We start from the raw sequence: 17,582 nt of genomic DNA, 5'->3' as shown, positions 1-17,582 counted from the left end.
GTTACTGCCCCCAGGAATCGCGCAGGGTCACGGTGCGGTTGAAGACCAGGGCTTCAGCCTTGGAGTCCTTGGCATCCGCGCAGAAGTAACCTTCACGCTCGAACTGGAAGCGATCCTCGGCAGCGGCGCTGGCCAGCGACGGCTCGGCGCGGCAACCCTGGAGCACCACCAGGGAGTCCGGGTTGATGTTGTCGAGGAAACTGCCGCCCTCTTCCGACTTCTCCGGGTTGGCGGAGCGGAACAGGCGGTCGTACAGGCGCACCTCGCACTCGACGCTCTCGGCGGCCGGTACCCAGTGGATCACACCCTTGACCTTGCGACCCTCGGGGTTCTTGCCCAGGGTGTTCTCGTCGTAGCTGCAGCGCAGTTCGACGATATTGCCTGCGGCATCCTTGACGGCTTCGTCGGCACGGATCACGTAGCTGCCGCGCAGGCGCACTTCGCCGCCCGGGATCAGGCGCTTGTAGCCGGCCGGCGGGACTTCCTCGAAGTCGCTGGCATCAATGTAGATCTCGCGGCTGAACGGCAGCACGCGCACGCCCATGTCCTGCTTCGGATGGCGCGGCAGTTCGAGGTTCTCGACCTGGCCTTCCGGGTAGTTGGTGATGACCACCTTCAGCGGCTTGAGCACGCACATGGCGCGGCCGGCGTTGGCGTCCAGGTCGTCACGGATGGCGAACTCCAGCATGCCGATATCCACCAGGCCACCGGCACGGTTAACACCGATCATGTCGCAGAAGGCACGGATCGACGCCGGGGTGTAGCCACGGCGACGGTAGCCGGACAGCGTCGACATGCGCGGGTCGTCCCAGCCATTCACGTGGTTTTCATCGACCAGCTGCTTGAGCTTGCGCTTGCTGGTGATGGTGTAGTTCAGGTTCAGGCGCGCAAATTCGTACTGGCGCGGCTGGGCCGGGACCGGCAGGTTGGCCAGGAACCACTCGTACAGCGGGCGGTGATCCTCGAACTCCAGGGTGCAGATGGAGTGGGTGATGCCCTCGATCGCATCCGACTGACCGTGGGTGAAGTCGTAGCTGGGGTAGATGCACCACTTGTCGCCGGTCTGGTGGTGATGGGCGTGACGGATGCGATAGAGGATCGGGTCGCGCAGGTTGATGTTCGGCGAGGCCATGTCGATCTTCGCGCGCAGCGAGCGGGCGCCATCCGGGAACTCGCCGACTTTCATGCGGGCGAACAGGTCCAGGTTCTCTTCCACCGAACGTTCGCGGAACGGGCTGTTCTTGCCCGGCTCGGTCAGGGAGCCGCGGTAGGCGCGCATTTCCTCGGCGTTCAGGTCGCAGACGAAGGCCTTGCCGGCCTTGATCAGGTCCACTGCCCAGTCGTGCAACTGGTCGAAATAGTTGGAGGCGTAGCGCACCTGGCCGGCCCACTCGAAGCCCAGCCACTTCACATCAGCCTCGATGGCGTCGATGTATTCCTGGTCTTCCTTCGCCGGGTTGGTGTCGTCGAAGCGCAGGTGGCAGTCACCGCCGAACTCCTTGGCCAGGCCGAAGTTCAGACAGATGGACTTGGCATGGCCGATATGCAGGTAGCCGTTGGGCTCCGGCGGGAAGCGGGTGACGATCTTCTGGTGCTTGCCACTGTCCAGGTCAGCCTGGACGATGGGGCGCAGGAAGTTGGCGGCAACGGTGGCTTCTTTCGTATCGGCGGTAGGCTTGCTCATGGTGTCCTTGATCATGCTGTCGTTCAGCCAGGGTAGGCCGGCCAAACCAAAGCGCTTATCATAGCCGAAGCTGTCAACCCCCTGACAGGCCTTCGATTTTTCCAAAGAGCGGAATTCCCTGATGACTACCACCGTCAAACTGCAGACCAACTTCGGCGATATCACCCTTGAACTGTTCGACGACAAGGCGCCCGAAACCGTCGCCAACTTCAAGGAGTACGTGAAGGCCGGCCATTACGACAACACCGTGTTCCACCGTGTGATCAACAACTTCATGATCCAGGGCGGCGGTTTCGAGCCGGGCATGAAGCAGAAGTCCACCCGCAAGTCGATCAAGAACGAAGCCAACAACGGCGTCGGCAACAAGATCGGTACCGTCGCCATGGCCCGTACCATGGAGCCGCATTCGGCCAGCGCGCAGTTCTTCATCAACGTCGCCGACAACGACTTCCTCAACCACAGCGCACCGACCGTGCAGGGCTGGGGCTACTGCGTGTTCGGTGAAGTGAAGGACGGCATGGACGTGGTCAACAAGATCAAGACCGTCGCCACCACCATGCGCTCCGGCCACCAGGACGTACCGGCCGACGACGTGATCATCGAGAAAGCAGAAGTCATCGGCGAGTGAGTCGATGAGCGTCCTGTTCATCTCGGACCTGCATCTCGAAGCGGAACGCCCGGACATTACCCGGGCGTTCTTGCATTTCCTCTCTACCCGGGCCCGCACGGCCGAGGCGCTGTATATCCTCGGCGACTTCTTCGAAGCCTGGATCGGCGACGATGGCATGGACGAGTTCCAGCACTCCATCGCCCGCGCCCTGCGTGAATTGTCCGATAGCGGCACGCGCATCTTCCTGATGCACGGCAACCGCGACTTCCTGATCGGCCAGGCCTTCTGCCGTGAGGCCGGCTGCAAGCTGCTGCGCGACCCGAGCCTGATCGATCTGGGCGGCGAGCAAGTCCTGCTGATGCATGGCGACAGCCTGTGCACTCTCGACGTGGCCTATATGAAGCTGCGCCGTTGGCTGCGCAATCCGTTGACCCTGTTCATCCTGCGCCACCTGCCACTGGCCGCCCGCCACAAGCTGGCGCGCAAGCTGCGCAAGGAAAGCCGCGCGCAGACTCGCATGAAGGCCAGCGAGATCGTCGACGTCACCCCGACGGAAGTGGAGCGCATCATGCGCGACAAGGGCGTACGCATCCTGATCCACGGGCACACCCACCGCCCCGCCGTCCACGAACTGGAAATCGACGGCCGCCCCGCGCGGCGCATCGTCCTCGGCGACTGGGACAGCCAGGGCTGGGCCCTGGAGGCCGACGAACAGGGCATGCAGCAGGCGCCCTTCCCCCTGTGAAGCCCCGGGCCACCGCAATGGTGGCCTTTTGGCGCTAACTCACCCGCACTGTCAGACATTTCTCCTTGACCGGCACCAACCGCCCTGCGCAGCATTCGCGGTTTGCTCACTCAAGGAAGAAACATGTTCAGCAAGGGAAACCTCATCAAGTTCGGCGCCCTGCCCCTGGCACTGGTCGCCGCCGCCTTCATCCTGTTCAACGGCGTCTTCTTCTATAACGAAGCCGGCTTCATGACCCACGTGCGGACCATCTTCGGCGACGAGAAGATCGTCGACGACGTCGGCTACGCCACCAAATGGTTCGGCCGCGCCACTACCTGGAAGAAAGCCATCAGCGTGCAGTCCGTACTGATCATGGACGACAACGACAACAACCCCGACAACGATGGCCTCGGCGCCACCATCGAAGCCTTCCCGATCGTGTTCCTCGGCAACGTCGACGCCAAGGTCGAGTCCTCCGCGCGCTTCCGCCTGCCCGGCGGCGACCAGTTCCTGAAGATGGCCCAGGAATATCGCAACCCGGACAACTTCATCCGTACCGCGCTGGTCCCGGCAATCAAGGAAACCCTACAGGCCACCGCCTCACTGATGACCGCCGACGACTACTACGCCGGCGCCCGCAGCGAATTCGCCGCAGAGTTCGAGAACCAGCTCAACGACGGCCTTTACCTGATCAAGCGCAAGGAAGTCCGTGGCCCGCGCGGCGCCGTCCCGCATCAGACCGCCATCCTCCAGGCCGGCACCGAACAGGGCAGCTTCGGCGACAACAACGCCAGCCAGTTCGTCACCGAGAAGGTCACTGACACCAAGGGCATCCCGGTACGCAAGCAGCAGCAATTCCGCAAGTTCGGCGTGGAAGTGGTGGAGGCACGCATCACCAACGTCGACCCCAACCCGCAGTACAAGCAGCGCATGGTCAAGGTTCAGCAGGCTTTGGCCGAGCTGGCCGTGGCTCGTCAGAACCGCCTGAAGGAAGAGGAAGAGAAGCTGCTGGTCACCGCTCGCGGCGAGAAGGAAGTGGAAGCCAAGCGCCAGGAAACCCTGCGTGACCAGATCGAGCGCACCACCCAGGCCGAGACCGAGAAGCAGCTGGCAGTAATCAACGCCGAGCGCGAGAAGCAGCGCGCCGAGATCGAGAAACAAACCGCCGAGCTGCTGCGCGACAAAGCCACCGTGACGGCACAGGCCACCAAGATCACCGCCGACGCCGATGCCTATGCCCGCGAAGCGGTAATCAAGGCCGACGGTGCGCTGCAACCCAAGCTGGACGCGCTGATCGCCATCAACAAGGTCTGGGCCGAAGCCGCCGCCCAGGCGCCGGTACCCAGCGTGATGATGGCCGGCGGGCAGAACAGCGCCAGCAGCCGCCAGGACGAGATCGGCCAGCTGATGGGCGTACTGGCCACCAAGGCCGCGCGCGACCTGGCGCTGGACCTGAAGGTGAAGGACTGACACCGCATTTGTAGGAGCGAGGGAGACGCCCAGTCCTTGCTCGCCAACGAGTTTCCCGGCAGCTCCCGCGCTGGATTGGTTCGCGAGCAAGCTCGCTCCTACAAAGAGCAAAGAAAAAGCGCCCATCAGGGCGCTTTTTTCATTCTGGTCGAAGGCTCAGGCCGCCTGATCCAGCGGCACACCGCTGTGGAAACGGAACTCGCTGTCCGGCGACTGGATCAGTCCAGCCTCCACTTCGCGAATCTCCGCCACGCGGCGGTCAATGTCGGCGTCATCGCCATAGCGGCGCGCCAGGCTCAGGTAACCCTGGAAATGCCGCGCCTCGGATTTGAGCAGCGAGCCGTAGAACTTCGCCAGGTCGGCATCCAGGTGATCCACCAGCGCGGCGAAACGCTCGCAGCTGCGGCATTCGATGAAGGCGCCGACGATCAGGGTATCCACCAGCTTCTGCGGCTCGTGATTGCGTACCACGGTACGCAGGCTGGAAGCGTAGCGACCGGCGGAGATCGGCCGTAGCGGGATGCCGCGCTTCTTCAGGATTGCCAGCACCTGCTCATGGTGACGCAGTTCCTCGCGGGCGAGGCGCGACATGAAGTTCACCAGTTCCTCGTGGGCACTGTACTTGGCGATCAGGGCCAGGGCAGTGCTGGCAGCCTTGAACTCGTTGTTCTTGTGGTCGATCAGCATCACCGCCTGATCCCGCAGCGCGGCTTCCACCCACGCATCCGGCGTGGCACAACCGAGGAATTCCCTGATTTCAGACAACATGTACTTTCTCCAACCCGCAGACCGACGCGCAGCCGCGCAAACACTTGGCGCACCCGCCCGTCGCTGGCCGGTGTCATAAAGGCGGAGCATTATACGAATGCCGCCGCGCGGAACCAGCTTCCGGCGTTGATATGCCTCAACGTCATGAACGAGATATCCCGACTACAGTTGTTCCACATAAACAACGCGCACGAAGGGAGACGATCATGCAAGCCATCCGTAGCATCCTCGTAGTCGTGGACCCGGACCAGCCGGAAGGTCTCGCGCTGAAACGGGCCCGCCTGATCGCCAGCGTGACCCAGTCGCACCTGCACCTGCTGGCCTGCGAGCGTCGCGCCGACTACAGCGCCAAGCTCGAGGAAGTCGCCGAGGTGCTGCGCCAGGAAGGTTTCAGCGCTTCCAGCCGCCAGGCCTGGAAGGACAACCTCCACCAGACCATCATCGCCGAACAGCAAGCCGAAGGCTGCGGGCTGGTGATCAAGCAGCACAGCCCGGACAACCCACTGAAGAAAGCCCTGCTCACCCCGGACGACTGGAAGCTGCTGCGCTTCTGCCCTGCCCCGGTGTTGCTGGTGAAGACCAGCCTGCCCTGGGCCGGGCGCAACATCCTCGCCGCCGTGGACGTGGGCAACAACGACGTCGAGCACCGCACGCTGCACGCCGGGATCGTCAGCCACGCCTACGACATCGCCGGCCTCGCCCACGGTCAGCTGCACGTCATCAGCGCGCATCCCTCGCCCATGCTCTCGGCGGCCGACCCGACCTTCCAGCTCAGCGAGACCATCGAGGCCAAGTACCGCGAGGCGTGCAAGGCGTTCCAGGCGGAATACGGCGTCGACGACCAGCACCTGCACATCGAGGAAGGCCCGGCGGACGTGCTGATCCCCCGTGCAGCGCATAACCTCGATGCGGCGGTAACGGTGATCGGCAGCGTGGCGCGCACCGGGTTCGCCGGCGCACTGATCGGCAACACCGCGGAAGTGGTGCTGGATACGCTGGAAAGCGACATCCTGGTGCTCAAGCCGGACGACATCATCGCCCACCTGGAGGAGATCGCCGCCAAGCCCTGAAAACCGCGCAGAAGCCTGACCTGTAGGAGCGAGCTTGCTCGCGAACCAGCACAGCGCTGGAGCTGCCGGAAAATCCAGTTCGCGAGCAAGCTCGCTCCTACAAAAAACAAAAGCGCCCGTCGGGCGCTTTTTTTATGGGCAGGCGGCAGACAGTCAGACCCGCGACTCCAGCGCATCAGCCAGGAAGCTCGGCGCGATATAACGTTCGTAATGCGCCTCGGACAGGATGAAGAACTCCTTGTCGATGGCATCACGCAGGTCCGGAAGCGGCCATTCGCGGAACTCCGGCAACAGCGCCAGGCCGTAGGCTTCCACCTGGTTGATCATCCGCGAGCCGCGGGCGATCAGCTGGTAGGCCCAGCAATACGGCGACTGCTCGGGCACGAAGCGGATCTGCCGCTGTTCCAGCTGGCTGCGCAGCAAGGACGCATCGAAGACTTCCAGCTTGGCCATCATCACCTGCGTCAGCAGGATCTCCAGACGGCTCAGGACCGCCCGTTTCTCTTCGTCGCCGTAGCGGTTCCAGTTCACCACTTCGTGGTGGAAGCGCTTGCAGCCACGGCAGACCAGGTCGCCATAGACCGTCGAGCAGAGCCCGACACAGGGGGTTTTGATGCGTTGCGAAGACATGGCTGAACAGATAGCTGGCAAAGCAGGCATGTTAGCCCTTTGTCTAGGCAAGATCACCCTCGGGCGCCACGCAAATCGGCTTACCAAGGCCCATTAATTCCATTAGAATGGCTGCGCCTTTTTGGCGTCATTGTCCGAAAGAAGCTGTTTTCAAAGCGTCACGAAGCACAGATTCCGGCAGCCGCGCGGTCTGGGCGCCTCCCTCAAGCGCCCAGACCCATCAGTCCCAGGCCACCCCGGCGTAAAACTTTGAAAACAGCTTCTGCCCGGAGATCGCCGGTGCCGTCGTAGGTCAGTGGATTACCGTCCACCATGCCTGACGAATGGATCGGAGGGGTCTCCTGGATACGCGTCCTCCGGGACCACTGATGAGGGAAATACTGTGCTTGAAGCCTATCGCAAACACGTAGAAGAGCGTGCCGCCCAGGGCGTCGTGCCCCAGCCGCTGAACGCCGAACAGACCGCTGGTCTGGTCGAACTCCTGAAGAACCCGCCGGCCGGCGAAGAAGAATTTCTCCTCGACCTGATCACCAACCGCGTACCGCCGGGCGTGGACGAAGCTGCCTACGTCAAGGCCGGCTTCCTGTCCGCCGTCGCCAAGGGTGAAGCCACTTCCCCGCTGCTGACCAAGGCCCGCGCGCTCGAGCTGCTGGGCACCATGCAGGGTGGCTACAACATCACCACCATGGTCGAGCTGCTGGACAACGCCGAGCTGGCCGAAGTCGCCGCCGCGCAGCTGAAGCACACCCTGCTGATGTTCGACGCCTTCCACGACGTCGCCGAGCGCGCCAAGAAAGGCAACGCCGCCGCCAAGGCCGTGCTGCAATCCTGGGCCGATGGCGAGTGGTTCAAGGCCCGTCCGGCCGTCGCCGAAAAGCTGACCCTGACCGTGTTCAAGGTCCCCGGCGAAACCAACACCGACGACCTGTCCCCCGCTCCGGACGCCTGGTCGCGCCCTGACATCCCGCTGCACGCCCTGGCCATGCTGAAGATGGCCCGCGACGGCATCGAGCCGATCCAGCCGGGTTCCGTCGGTCCGCTGAAGCAGATCGAAGCGGTCAAGGCCAAGGGCTTCCCGGTTGCCTACGTCGGTGACGTGGTCGGTACCGGTTCTTCCCGCAAGTCCGCCACCAACTCGGTGCTGTGGTTCTTCGGCGACGACATCCCCTACGTGCCGAACAAGCGCGGCGGCGGTTTCTGCTTCGGCACCAAGATCGCCCCGATCTTCTACAACACCATGGAAGACGCCGGCGCCCTGCCGATCGAATTCGACTGCACCAACCTGGCCATGGGCGACGTCATCGACGTTTACCCGTACGAAGGCAAGGTCGTGCGTCATGACAGCGGCGAAGTGGTCACCACCTTCGAGCTGAAGACCCCGGTCCTGCTGGACGAAGTCCGCGCCGGCGGCCGTATTCCGCTGATCGTTGGCCGTGGCCTGACCGAGAAGGCCCGCGCCGAGCTGGGCCTGGCCCCGTCCGACCTGTTCAAGAAGCCGGAAGCGCCGGCCGACAGCGGCAAGGGCTTCACCCTCGCCCAGAAGATGGTTGGCCGCGCCTGCGGTCTGGCCGAAGGCCAGGGCGTCCGTCCGGGCACCTACTGCGAACCGAAGATGACCACCGTCGGTTCCCAGGACACCACCGGCCCGATGACCCGCGACGAGCTGAAAGACCTGGCTTGCCTGGGCTTCTCCGCCGACCTGGTGATGCAGTCCTTCTGCCACACCGCTGCCTATCCGAAGCCGATCGACGTCAAGACCCACCACACCCTGCCGGACTTCATCATGACCCGCGGCGGTGTCTCCCTGCGTCCGGGCGATGGCATCATCCACAGCTGGCTGAACCGCATGCTGCTGCCTGACACCGTCGGCACCGGCGGCGACTCGCACACCCGCTTCCCGATCGGCATCAGCTTCCCGGCCGGCTCCGGCCTGGTCGCCTTCGCCGCTGCCACCGGCGTCATGCCGCTGGACATGCCCGAATCGGTTCTGGTGCGCTTCAAGGGCCAGCTGCAACCGGGTATCACCCTGCGTGACCTGGTCCATGCCATCCCCTACTACGCGATCCAGGCTGGCCTGCTGACCGTCGAGAAGAAAGGCAAGAAGAACATCTTCTCCGGCCGCATCCTCGAGATCGAAGGTCTGAACGACCTGACCGTCGAGCAAGCCTTCGAGCTGTCCGACGCCTCCGCCGAGCGTTCGGCTGCCGGTTGCACCATCAAGCTGCCGGAAGAGGCCATCGCCGAGTACCTGAAGTCCAACATCACCCTGCTGCGCTGGATGATCGGCGAAGGCTACGGCGATGCCCGCACCCTGGAGCGCCGCGCGCAAGCGATGGAAGCCTGGCTGGCCAACCCGCAACTGCTGGAAGCCGACAAGGACGCCGAGTACGCCGCGGTCATCGAGATCGACCTGGCCGACGTCAAGGAGCCGGTACTCTGCGCTCCGAACGACCCGGACGACGCCCGCCTGCTGTCCAGCGTTCAAGGCCGCAAGATCGATGAGGTCTTCATCGGCTCCTGCATGACCAACATCGGTCACTTCCGCGCTGCCGGCAAGCTGCTGGACAAGGTCAAGGGTGGCATTCCGACCCGTCTGTGGCTGGCTCCGCCGACCAAGATGGACGCCCATCAGCTGACCGAAGAAGGCTACTACGGCATCTACGGCAAGGCTGGCGCGCGCATGGAAATGCCGGGCTGCTCGCTGTGCATGGGTAACCAGGCTCGCGTACAGACCGGTTCGACCGTGGTCTCCACCTCGACCCGTAACTTCCCGAACCGTCTGGGCGACGCCACCGACGTGTTCCTGGCATCCGCCGAGCTGGCCGCCGTCTCCTCGATCATCGGCAAGCTGCCGACCGTCGAGGAGTACATGGCCTACGCGAAGGACATCGACAGCATGTCTGCCGATATCTACCGCTACCTGAGCTTCGACCAGATCGCCGAGTTCCGCGAAGCTGCCGCCAACGCGAAGATCCCGGCCGTCCAGGTCTGAGACTCCTAGCGTGATGAAAAGCCCCGCCTCGTGCGGGGCTTTTCTTTTCCAGGCCCCGAAACAGAGCGCTCCCGCCCTCCCCTAACGATGGGCCTAATACTTATTGACCGGTTGCACCCACGCGCCTCGGGTCTAAGGTGGAGATCAGGCTCCTGCCGATATCCGTGCCCAGGTGCCCTTGTGGAACCCTCCAGAGGTGCGCTCCCTTCCTCTGCGCCCCGCCCTCCATGGCGGGGCTTCTTTTTATCCAGCTGACTGGCACAGCCCTTGCTGCACTTTCGCAAAGGGTGATCCAACGGCGGATCGCCTACCGACAATGGCGTCGCTGCCACCGCCTCTTCGACGGCCGGTGGAGCGGCGCTTTTTTGTATTGAGAGTGCGTTGAGAGGTGGAGATGATCGACAGCACCAGCCCACTGCCGGACAACCTGGCCTGGGTGGCCGGCTCCGATGCCCCGGAGAAGACCGCGCTCAACCTGGGCTTCATGGCCCTCACCGACTCCGCCTCGCTGGTGGTGGCCGCCACCCAGGGATTCGGCCAGCCCTACGGTTTGACGCTCAACCTGCAGCGACAGAACTCCTGGTCCGGGCTGCGCGACCGCCTGCTCAGCGGCGAACTGGACGCAGCGCAAAGCCTCTACGGCCTCATCTACGACCTGCAACTGGGCCTGGGCGGCGCCCCGGCCACTGACATGGCCGTGCTCATGGGGCTATGCCAGAACGGCCAGTCGATCAACCTCTCCGCCCCACTAATGCGCGACGGTGTGACCTCTGCCGAGGCACTGCGGAGCCACGTGCGCCAGAACGGAGCACAAATGACTCTCGCCCATACCTTCCCCACCGGCACCCATGCGATGTGGCTCTACTACTGGCTGGCCAGCCACGGCATCCATCCGCTGCAAGATGTCCGCAGTCTCGTGGTGCCCCCGGCGCAGATGGTCGAGCACCTCAAGGCCGGGCGCATCGACGGCTTCTGCGCCGGCGGCCCCTGGGGCGCGCTGGCGGTGGACGAAGGCATGGGCTTTACCCTCGCCACCAGCCAGCAGATCTGGCCGGACCACCCGGAAAAGGTGCTAGGCACCACCCGTGCCTTCGTCGAGCAGTACCCCAACACCGCCCGCGCGCTGGTGATGAGCCTCCTCGATGCCAGCCGCTTCATCGAAGCCAACGAAGACAACCTGCGCAGTGCCGCCCAGCTGATCAGCAGCGAGGACTACGTCGACGCCCCTCTCGCCAGCGTCGAGCCACGCCTGCTCGGCCGCTATCAGGACGGTCTCGGCCACGCCTGGCAAGATGCGCACCCGCTGCGCTTCTTCAATGACGGCCAGGCCACCTATCCCTGGCTCTCCGACGGGCTGTGGTTCATGACCCAGTTCCGCCGCTGGGGCCTGCTGCGCGAGGACGTCGACTACCTCGGCACCGCCCGCCAGGTTCAGCAACTCGACCTTTATCGAGAAGCCGCCAGCGCCGTGGGCGTCAGCGTGCCGGCCGCCGAGATGCGTGCCTCGACCCTGATCGACGGGCGCCTCTGGGACGGCAGCGACCCGGCCGGTTATGCCCGCAGCTTCGAGCTGAATGCCCTGGCGGAGCGAGGTTGTGCATGCTGCGCGTCCTGCTGATCAACGACACCCCGAAAAAGGTCGGGCGCCTCAAGGCCGCGCTGGTGGAGTGCGGCTTCGAGGTCATCGACGAATCCGGCCTCACCGTGGACCTCGCGCAACGGGTCGAAGCCCTGCACCCGGACGTGATCCTCATCGATACCGAATCCCCCGGCCGCGACGTGATGGAACAGGTGGTACTGGTCAGCCGCGACCAGCCACGCCCCATCGTCATGTTCACCGACGAACACGACCCGCAGGTGATGCGCCAGGCCATCCGCTCCGGGGTTAGCGCCTACATCGTCGAGGGCATCCAGGCCGAGCGACTGCAGCCGATCCTCGATGTCGCCATGGCCCGTTTCGAGAGCGACCAGGCTCTGCGTGCCCAACTGCAGGCCCGCGAGCAGCAACTGGCCGAGCGCAAGCGCATCGAGCTGGCCAAGGGGCTGCTGATGAAAATGAAGGGTTGTGCCGAGGAGGAGGCCTACACCCTGATGCGCCGCCAAGCCATGGGCCGCCAGCAGAAGCTTTCACAAGTGGCCGAGCAGATCATCGCCATGCACGAGATGTTGGGGCACTGACGTCGAAGAGGTGAAGCCGGCCAACGGCCAGCGGCGGCAAGGCGCGATCATTTCGCCAGCGGCGGAGCTGGCCCCTACCTCGCCTGCAACGCCCTATGCTGCGGCCGCCCGGTCTTCTGGCCGGGTCCCAGGAGCGTCATCGGCAGGGTTCGATGGCGCATCGCAGTGGCCGCCGCCGGCTAGGCACCTCGGCGCCCACCCGACCTCGCCGCCTGTGCGGCTCAGCAAGGGCAAGCCCATGATCGACCTCACCACCTGGAACCTCAGCGTTCCCACCGACCCCCGCCCCACCGAAGTCACCACCGCGCAGATCGCCAGGGGCTACCAGAGCCGCTACTTCCAACGCGACGGCAGTCAGGTGGTGTTCTGGGTTCCCGTCACCGGCTCGCATACCTCCGATAGCGTCTACCCGCGCAGCGAACTGCGCGAGACCACTACCGCTGGCGAGGTCTCCAACTGGTACTACAACCAGGGCGACAACGAGCTGCGCGTGACCATGAGCGTCCAGCAGGTGCCGTCGAAGAACAAGATCATCATCGGCCAGATCCACAGCCGCTCGCCCTACACCGGCAACGGCGAGCCCCTGGTCAAGCTGCAGTACCACTACCTCCCTACCCTGGAAAGTGGACGCCTGGAAGCCCTGGTGCGCAACCATCCCGACGATAGCGCCAGCATCAACGTCCCGCTGATCGACAACATCGCCCTGGACCAGACCTTCAACTACAGCCTGCGCGTCACCTCGGTGGGCAACCTGGCGATCCGCGTGGAAACCTCCGACGGTCGGGCCAACTACTACCGCAAGATCCTCAGCACCACCTGGTCCAAACAACTGCTGTACTTCAAGGCCGGCGCGTACATCAACGACAACTACGGCGACAGCAGCGAGGGCGCGCGGGTGACCGTCTTCCACCTGAACTCGGCACACCGCTGACTCGCCATTCACTGACCTGATGAGGCACGGGGCGGGCGGACTGCGCGTAGAATGCGCGGCACATCCGCACTACCCGTTGCCTTGTCATCGAGACCGCCATGGCCCGCCTGAAACTGGAATTTCCCGAAGAACTCTTCATCTACACCACCAAGCTCACCGTTCGCGTCACCGACATCAACGGCGCCAACCACCTGGGCAACGACTCGATGATCTCGATGATCTCCGAGGCCCGAGCGCGCTTCCTGTTCGACTACGGCATCCGCGAGACCGGCATCATCGTCACCGACCTCGCCACCACCTACCGCGCCGAAGCCCACGCCCGCGACCAGCTGCTGTTCGAGGTCGGCGTGATGGACTTCAACAAGTACGGCGGCGACATCATCTTCCGTATCACCCGCCCGGCCGACGGCACCCTGGTGGCCATGGCCAAGTCCGGCTTCGTGTTCTTCGACTACAAGATCGGCCAGGTCGTGCCGATTCCCGAGGCCTTCCGCGACACCTTCCCCAACGTCAACTGGGTCGCCTGAGCGGCAAGCGAAGCGGCAGCGCGCTATACCTCTGGAGTCGTACCCGTCAGCCTCCAGAGGAGATTCCAGCATGCCGTCCTTCCTTCGGGTGGGCGCGCTGTCCAGCTGTCTGTGCCTGCCCTTCCCTTCACTGTTCCCCATCGCCCAGGCGGCGGATACCGATCCGGTCCAGCGCGGCCGTTATCTGGTACAAGTCGCCGGTTGCAACGATTGCCACACCGCTGGCTACATCCTCGCCCCGGACAAGGTCCCCGAAAGCACCTGGCTCACCGGCGACCAGCTCGGTTGGAGCGGCCCCTGGGGCACCACCTACGCCAGCAACCTGCGCCTGGCCATGCAGGCCTATGACGAAGAGCAATGGCTGGCCATCGCGCGCCAGGCCAACTTCCGTCCGCCAATGCCCTCCCACACGCTGCGGATCATGGACGAAGCCGACCTGCGCGGTATCTATCGCTACGTGCGCCACCTCGGCGCTGCCGGCAACAGGGCGCCCGATTACGTACCGCCCGGCGGCACGCCCAAGGGCCCGGTCGTGCTCTTCCCTTCCTCGCCAGCCCCCTGAATCGCCCCAACGGGGAGCACGCCAGGGACGCGTGCGCCCCGTTGTGGGACAGCCCGCGAAGCACGAATACCACTAACCTTTTGATCCGGCGGGACTTTCCGCTATTGGCCCGCGCCTTGCTGTGCACAAGGCGATGGTAATCAACGGCGATTACCCGACTTCGACAAAGGCGTCGCATCCACACCCGCGCAGAGCGGTGGGTGGAGCGACGCCTTTTTCGTTTGCCCCGGCGCAGGGGCTCAGGACCTTCTCGAACCCGGCGGCTGCCACGTGGCGCACGACCGGGCTCCTCTACCGTTGCTGATGAGGTGTTCGATGAACACGAGTTTCTGGAAAGCCGGCCATGCGCCGACCCTGTTTGCCGCCTTCCTGTATTTCGACCTGAGCTTCATGGTCTGGTACGTCCTCGGCCCGCTGGCGGTGCAGATCGCCACCGACCTGCAACTGACGACCCAGCAGCGCGCGCTGATGGTCGCCACGCCGATCCTCTCCGGCGCCATCCTGCGCTTCCTCATGGGCCTGCTGGCCGATCGCTGGTCACCCAAGGCCGCCGGCATCCTCGGCCAGGTGATCGTCATCTGCGCCCTGTTTGGCGCCTGGCAATTGGGCATTCACAGCCTGGAACAGGCGATGATCCTCGGCGTGTTGCTGGGCATGGCCGGCGCCTCGTTTGCCGTGGCACTGCCGCTGGCCTCGCAGTGGTACCCGCCGCAGCACCAGGGCAAGGCCATGGGCATCGCCGGCGCCGGCAACTCCGGCACCGTGCTCACCGCGCTGTTCGCCCCGGCCATCGCCGCCGCCTTTGGCTGGCAGAACGTGTTCGGCTTCGCGCTGATCCCGCTGCTGGCCACCCTGGTGGTGTTCGCCCTGCTCGCCCGCAATGCGCCGGAGCGGCCGCCGGCCAAATCCCTAGGGGATTACCTGAAGGCCCTGGGCGACCGTGACAGCTGGTGGTTCATGTTTTTCTACAGCGTGACCTTCGGTGGCTTCCTCGGCCTGGCCAGCACCCTGCCCGGCTACTTCCACGACCAGTACGGCCTCGACCCGGTGAAAGCCGGCTACTACACCGCCGCCTGCGTCTTCGCCGGCAGCCTGATGCGCCCGCTGGGCGGCGCCCTGGCCGACCGCATCGGCGGCATCCGCAGCCTGCTGGTGATGTACACCATCGCCTCGATCTGCATCGCCGCCGTGGGCTTCCACCTGCCCAGCGCAGTGGCGGCGCTTGGCCTCTTCGTGGTCGCCATGCTCAGCCTCGGCGCGGGCAACGGCGCGGTGTTCCAGCTGGTGCCGCAGCGCTTCCGCCAGACCATTGGTGTGATGACCGGCCTGATCGGCATGGCCGGCGGCATCGGCGGCTTCTGCCTGACGGCGGGCCTGGGGGCGATCAAGCAGGCCACCGGTGACTACCAGATCGGCCTCTGGCTGTTCGCCAGCCTTGGTGTACTGGCCTGGTTCGGCCTGCACGCGGTGAAAGCCCGCTGGCGCACCACCTGGGGCAGTGCGGCCGTTACAGTGGCGCGAGTCTGAACATGGCCTGTAGGAGCGAGCTTGCTCGCGAACCGCTTGATGCGGAGGTCACTGGGGAACACGTTCGCGAGCAAGCTCGTTCCTACAATCAGCTGCGCCTGAGCCTTGCCCAGGCCAGCGCCACCGGCCCGCGCGACGAGAACCAGGATGCCCTGCGGGTAGTCACCCCGCCCGCCGGGCTGGCCGCCAGCAAGGGGCACCTGTTCGCCATCGCCGACGGCGTCAGCCACTGCGCCGACGGCGGCCTGGCCGCACGGTTGACCTTGCAGGCGCTGGCCTCCGACTACTACGCCACCCCCGAGACCTGGGCCGTCGCCCAGGCCCTCGACCGCCTGCTGATCTCGCAGAACCGCTGGCTGCAGGCCAACGGCGGCGGACAACCGCTGCTCACCACCCTCACCGCGCTGGTCCTGCGGGGCCGGCGCTTCACCCTCGCCCACGTCGGCGACTGCCGCCTGTACCGCTGGCAGGCAGGCGTTCTGGATTGCCTGACCCAGGACCACGTCTGGGAACAGCCCGGCATGCAGCACGTGCTCAAGCGCGCGCTGGGCCTGGACCAGCACCTCGTGGTCGATTACTGCGACGGAGAGCTGGAGGTCGGGCAGAGCTTCCTGCTGGTCAGCGACGGCATCTGGGCCGCGCTGGGCGACAGCACCATCCAGCGCCTGCTGGAGGACGCTCAATCCCTGCAGGCCTGCGCCGATGCGCTGGTCAGCGCCGCTCACCTGGCCGGCAGCCAGGACAACGCCAGCGCCCTGCTCCTCCAGGTGGCGGAACTGCCACCCGCGAGTCTCGGCGACGCCCTCGCCCAGCTCGATCACTGGCCGGCACCGCCCGCTCTGCGGGACGGGCAGGAGTTCGAAGGCTGGCAGGTGGAAGGCAAACTGGCCCAGTCCCGCCAATCGCTGATCTACCGCGTGCGCGACCGGCAGAATCGTCCCTGGCTGCTCAAGACCCTGCCGTCGGCGCTGCGCGACTCCCCGGAAGCCGCCCAGGCGCTGCTGCTGGAAGAATGGTTCCTGCGCCGCGTGCAGGGCCGCTACTTCCCCGAGCTGCATAGCCTGCCGCAACGCCAGCACCTGTACTACACAATGCGCGAGTATCCGGGGCAGACGCTGGACGAGCACCTGAAACTCAACGGCCCGCTGAACCTGCCCGACTGGCTGAACCTTGCTCAGCGGCTACTGCGCGGCCTGGGCCAGCTGCATCGGCGCAACATCCTGCACCGCGACATCAAGCCGGAAAACCTGCACTGGGCCGACGACGGCGAGCTGCGCCTGCTGGACTTCGGCCTGGCCTACTGCCCGGGATTGTCGCAGGAGGACCCGCACGACCTGCCCGGCACGCCGAGCTACCTCGCCCCGGAATCCTTCCAGGGCTCAGCACCGGACGCGCGCCAGGACCTCTACGCGACCGGCGTAACGCTCTACCGCCTGCTCTGCGGGCACTACCCCTACGGCGAGATCGAAGCCTTCCAGCATCCGCGCTTCGGCACAGCCGCCCCGGCCAGCCGCTACCGTCCGGATGTGCCGGCCTGGCTCGACGATTGGCTGGCAAAACTGACTTCCGCCCAGCCACAACAGCGCTTCGAGACCGCCGAGGAATGCCTGCTCGCCCTGGAACAAGGCGAACGGCAGGCCCCCGCGCGCCCGCGCCCACTCCTGGAACGCGAGCCGCTTCGGGTGTGGCGCGGCGTCGCCCTGGCCTCCCTGACAATCAACCTGGGCCTGCTGTTCTGGCTATTGCACGGCGGCTGAAGACGCACCAGTTCGGCCCAGTACGCATCACCGCAGTGCAGCAAAATGGCCGACCGGTACGACAGGCCAGCTGAAAGCCCCGGAAAACGGGGTCCAAGCAAGTTGGCACAGCCCCTGCAATAACCCTGGCAACAATCTACAAAAGCGCG

Annotated in this window: 15 protein-coding genes; 12 read left to right on the top strand and 3 right to left on the bottom strand. The window is 65.0% G+C overall.

Going from position 1 to position 17,582, the window contains the following annotated elements:
* Position 1 precedes the first annotated feature (1 nt).
* Positions 2-1,684: a glutamine--tRNA ligase/YqeY domain fusion protein gene (locus ACKI1H_RS15425; protein WP_440468868.1), complete on the bottom strand. Its 1,683-nt coding sequence runs from the start codon at positions 1,682-1,684 to the stop codon at positions 2-4.
* Between the two features lie 121 nt (positions 1,685-1,805).
* On the opposite strand from ACKI1H_RS15425, the gene ACKI1H_RS15420 reads away from it, so the two are divergent.
* The 3 genes from ACKI1H_RS15420 (at position 1,806) to ACKI1H_RS15410 (ending at position 4,491) form a co-directional block, all read left to right on the top strand.
* On the top strand, positions 1,806-2,312 hold the full coding sequence (locus tag ACKI1H_RS15420; RefSeq protein ID WP_081516469.1) for a peptidylprolyl isomerase: 507 nt from the start codon (positions 1,806-1,808) through the stop codon (positions 2,310-2,312).
* Between the two features lie 4 nt (positions 2,313-2,316).
* On the top strand, positions 2,317-3,039 hold the full coding sequence (gene lpxH, locus ACKI1H_RS15415; protein WP_440468773.1) for a UDP-2,3-diacylglucosamine diphosphatase: 723 nt from the start codon (positions 2,317-2,319) through the stop codon (positions 3,037-3,039).
* 123 nt (positions 3,040-3,162) lie between these two features.
* Positions 3,163-4,491 (top strand): SPFH domain-containing protein, encoded by a 1,329-nt coding sequence (locus ACKI1H_RS15410; protein WP_440468772.1) that lies wholly within the window; start codon positions 3,163-3,165, stop codon positions 4,489-4,491.
* A gap of 156 nt (positions 4,492-4,647) precedes the next feature.
* Here ACKI1H_RS15410 and ACKI1H_RS15405 read toward each other — a convergent pair whose 3' ends face one another.
* Positions 4,648-5,259, bottom strand: coding sequence for a tRNA-(ms[2]io[6]A)-hydroxylase (locus ACKI1H_RS15405; RefSeq protein ID WP_440468771.1), 612 nt, complete (start codon positions 5,257-5,259; stop codon positions 4,648-4,650).
* 206 nt (positions 5,260-5,465) lie between these two features.
* Here ACKI1H_RS15405 and ACKI1H_RS15400 point away from each other — a divergent pair, with 206 nt between their 5' ends.
* Entirely contained in the window at positions 5,466-6,329 is an 864-nt protein-coding gene (locus ACKI1H_RS15400) for a universal stress protein (protein WP_138525501.1), read from the top strand.
* 153 nt (positions 6,330-6,482) lie between these two features.
* Here ACKI1H_RS15400 and ACKI1H_RS15395 read toward each other — a convergent pair whose 3' ends face one another.
* Entirely contained in the window at positions 6,483-6,959 is a 477-nt protein-coding gene (locus tag ACKI1H_RS15395; RefSeq protein ID WP_081516465.1) for a DUF1289 domain-containing protein, read from the bottom strand.
* Between the two features lie 382 nt (positions 6,960-7,341).
* Between ACKI1H_RS15395 and acnB the strand changes: the two genes are divergently transcribed.
* The 8 genes from acnB to ACKI1H_RS15355 all read left to right on the top strand — a co-directional run bounded on the left by acnB (position 7,342) and on the right by ACKI1H_RS15355 (position 17,433).
* On the top strand, positions 7,342-9,951 hold the full coding sequence (gene acnB / locus ACKI1H_RS15390) for a bifunctional aconitate hydratase 2/2-methylisocitrate dehydratase (protein WP_280055895.1): 2,610 nt from the start codon (positions 7,342-7,344) through the stop codon (positions 9,949-9,951).
* A 394-nt stretch (positions 9,952-10,345) separates the two neighbouring features.
* A complete protein-coding gene (locus ACKI1H_RS15385) occupies positions 10,346-11,569 on the top strand; it encodes a CmpA/NrtA family ABC transporter substrate-binding protein (protein ID WP_440468770.1) in 1,224 nt (407 codons plus the stop codon).
* Positions 11,551-12,129 (top strand): ANTAR domain-containing response regulator, encoded by a 579-nt coding sequence (locus ACKI1H_RS15380; RefSeq protein WP_440468769.1) that lies wholly within the window; start codon positions 11,551-11,553, stop codon positions 12,127-12,129. Before ACKI1H_RS15385 ends, ACKI1H_RS15380 begins: the two co-directional genes overlap by 19 nt.
* A 238-nt stretch (positions 12,130-12,367) precedes the next feature.
* Positions 12,368-13,060 carry a polysaccharide lyase family 7 protein gene (locus tag ACKI1H_RS15375; protein WP_440468768.1) on the top strand — a complete coding sequence of 231 codons (693 nt, stop codon included), beginning with the start codon at positions 12,368-12,370 and terminating at the stop codon, positions 13,058-13,060.
* 98 nt (positions 13,061-13,158) lie between these two features.
* A complete protein-coding gene (locus ACKI1H_RS15370; protein ID WP_440468767.1) occupies positions 13,159-13,587 on the top strand; it encodes a thioesterase family protein in 429 nt (142 codons plus the stop codon).
* Between the two features lie 70 nt (positions 13,588-13,657).
* The gene (locus ACKI1H_RS15365; RefSeq protein ID WP_440468766.1) at positions 13,658-14,149 is read left to right on the top strand and encodes a cytochrome C; all 492 of its coding nucleotides are present in this window, start codon (positions 13,658-13,660) and stop codon (positions 14,147-14,149) included.
* A 315-nt stretch (positions 14,150-14,464) separates the two neighbouring features.
* Complete coding sequence (locus ACKI1H_RS15360) at positions 14,465-15,676, top strand: nitrate/nitrite transporter (protein WP_440468765.1); 1,212 nt, start codon at positions 14,465-14,467, stop codon at positions 15,674-15,676.
* A gap of 2 nt (positions 15,677-15,678) precedes the next feature.
* Positions 15,679-17,433 (top strand): protein kinase domain-containing protein, encoded by a 1,755-nt coding sequence (locus ACKI1H_RS15355; RefSeq protein ID WP_440468764.1) that lies wholly within the window; start codon positions 15,679-15,681, stop codon positions 17,431-17,433.
* Positions 17,434-17,582 lie beyond the last annotated feature (149 nt).

The sequence above is a fragment of the Pseudomonas sp. YH-1 genome (genome assembly GCF_051990045.1).
Taxonomy (GTDB): Bacteria; Pseudomonadota; Gammaproteobacteria; order Pseudomonadales; family Pseudomonadaceae; genus Pseudomonas; species Pseudomonas nicosulfuronedens.
Note: the sequence above shows the minus strand (reverse complement) of the source record. Positions and strands in the feature narration are given on the sequence as shown.